Consider the following 2,195-nt stretch of genomic DNA (forward strand, 5'->3'; position numbering starts at 1 on the left):
GGGCGGGAAGGGCCTCCCCTATCTGCAAAACCTGCCCCACACGAAGCCGCCGCGGGTCTTGGATGCCGTTGAGGGCCTGCAAAGCCTCCACCGTAGTGCTGTAGCGCTGGGCAATGCGAAACAGGGTCTCCCCCGGCTGAACGGTGTGCGTGGCCTGGGCCCAGGCCAGGGACAGCAGCGGAAGAAGAAACACCAGCATAGGCCCCCTAGCGAACCGAGCGAATCTGGCGCACCAGCAGAGTGCCCAGCACAAAGCATACCGCCGCCAACAAGAAGAGCACCATGTAGCCAAGCCCCGCACTTTGCTGATTGAGACCATCTAAAACACCCCCTAAGGCCCCCGCCAGCACCTGAGGCAGCACGATGGAGGTCTGCCAGAGGCCCATATCGGTGGCGTGGGCCTCAGGGTTGGGCAGGACATCCGCCACCAAGGCCCAGTCCACCGCCAGATAAGCCCCGTACAGCAGGCCAAAAAACAAGGACAACCCCAGCAAAACGTCAAAGCGCGGCAGGAGCCAAAGGGGCAGCATCAGCAGGGCCAGCCCCACCCCGGCAAGGTAGATGAGCGGCTTGCGCCCCTTCTGATCAGAGATGCGGCCAGCTGGAACCGCAGCCAGGGCCGCCCCTACTGAGATGAGCAGGCCCAGGAGGGCCACCGCCTGGAAGGCCTCGGTGGCCAGAACCCGGCCAAAGGCCTGAAAGCTCCGCACCACATCGGCCAGGTAGTACTGCAAATACGTCTGCACCCCGTACTGGGCCAGCATGACCAAAAAGCGGGTGAGCCAGACCCAGCGGAAATCGGCGCTGCGCCACGGGGCGACCAGGCTTTGGAACAGGCCCCGGCGCTGCGGGCGCAAGGGAACCTCCCTGATGTAGTGTAGGGTTAGCGCGGCCGCCAGGAGGTTGAGCAGGGCAACGACCAAAAACTGGGCCTGAAGGTGGGCCAGGAGAAAGCCCGTCGTCCCCGCTGCTACCTGCCCGCTCACCTGCAGGACGCCCAGCCACCCCGAGGCCACCCCCCGTTCCCGACGGGCCGCCAGGTCGGGGATGAGGGCTGAGTAGGGGCCGGTGGCCATATCATCGGCAATTTGCAGGAGCAGGTAGGCCAGCACGAGCTGGAAATAGCTAGGGGCGTAGGCCATCCAGACCAGCGCGGCCGCGGTGAGCACCGCCCCAAGGGCCAGGAAGGGCATCCGGCGGCCCACCCGGTCGGAGAGGTAGCCCCACAGGGGCGGTCCAATAAGGGCCATTGCCGCCCCCAGAGCAAACAGAAAGCCCAGGCGGGTAGCCCGTTCCGCCTCCGGCACCAGCTCCGCCACCCGCGCGGGCAGCAGGACCAGCAGAATCAGGAACCACTTGAAGCTGCTGGCGAACCAGTAGGAGGACAGCACCAGGTACCAAGGGGTGGTGTGGGGGCGCATTGGGTCCAGTATATAGGCCCCAAAAAACAAAGCCCCAGCTTGGAAGAGGGGCGGGGCTCCGTGGTGGACCGCACAGGATTCGAACCTGTGACCAACCGATTAAAAGTCGGTTGCTCTACCACTGAGCTAGCGGTCCAAAAGCGCGCCGAGAGAACCGGGCCTCTTCGGCAACCTTAGCGATTATAGGCGAACCCCTATGGGTTGTCTAGCCTAGGGGGACGCGTGCAGGCGCCTTAGCAGCGCCTCGAGCTGGGCTCGGTTGACCGGACCCAGGTGGCGGGCCTCCACCTTTCCCTCGGCATCCAGCAGCAAGGTGGTCGGCAGGCCGCTCACCCCAAAGGCCCGCTGCAGGCCCCCAGGGTCCAGAAAGACCCGGACAGAAAGCCCGTTATGACCCATAAAAGCCTGAACCGCCGAGGTGCTTTCTCCCACGTTCAAAAGCACGATGGGGTAGCCCTTCTCCTGGTACTCCGCCAAAAGGGGCATCTCAGCTCGGCAAGGAGGGCACCAGGTGGCCCAGAAATTGAGCAGCATGGGCCTGGGCAGCTCCCCAAACCGCACCTCGCCCGGGCGGGTCTGGCCCGGCTCGAGGTACAAAACCGCCTGCCCCAGGTAGCCAGGCGAAACCTCCCGCTGGGCCGGACGGGAGAGATTTTGCAACCCCAAGGGGACCAGGGCCAACGCGAAGGCGGCCAGGGCCGGCCAAAGGAGCCGTAGGGCCTCCCGCCGCAGCAACGCGAGGGCCACCAAGCCCCCCCCCAAAAGGCCTACCCC

Annotated in this window: 3 protein-coding genes and 1 tRNA gene; all 4 read right to left on the minus strand. The window is 65.3% G+C overall.

The annotated features are described in order from the left end of the window. Positions 1-199, minus strand: a 199-nt coding sequence (locus tag Mlute_RS15055; RefSeq protein ID WP_147371133.1) for a LysM peptidoglycan-binding domain-containing protein, incomplete at its 3' end; no start/stop codon positions are given. A 7-nt stretch (positions 200-206) separates the two neighbouring features. Further along, positions 207-1,421 (minus strand): MFS transporter, encoded by a 1,215-nt coding sequence (locus Mlute_RS15060; RefSeq protein ID WP_119361324.1) that lies wholly within the window; start codon positions 1,419-1,421, stop codon positions 207-209. A gap of 61 nt (positions 1,422-1,482) precedes the next feature. Next, positions 1,483-1,557, minus strand: a tRNA-Lys gene (locus Mlute_RS15065). A 74-nt stretch (positions 1,558-1,631) separates the two neighbouring features. Continuing rightward, a partial coding sequence (locus Mlute_RS15070; protein ID WP_147371134.1) for a TlpA family protein disulfide reductase occupies positions 1,632-2,195 on the minus strand: 564 nt, incomplete at its 5' end.

The sequence above is a fragment of the Meiothermus luteus genome, assembly GCF_003574085.1.
Lineage (GTDB): Bacteria > Deinococcota > Deinococci > Deinococcales > Thermaceae > Meiothermus > Meiothermus luteus.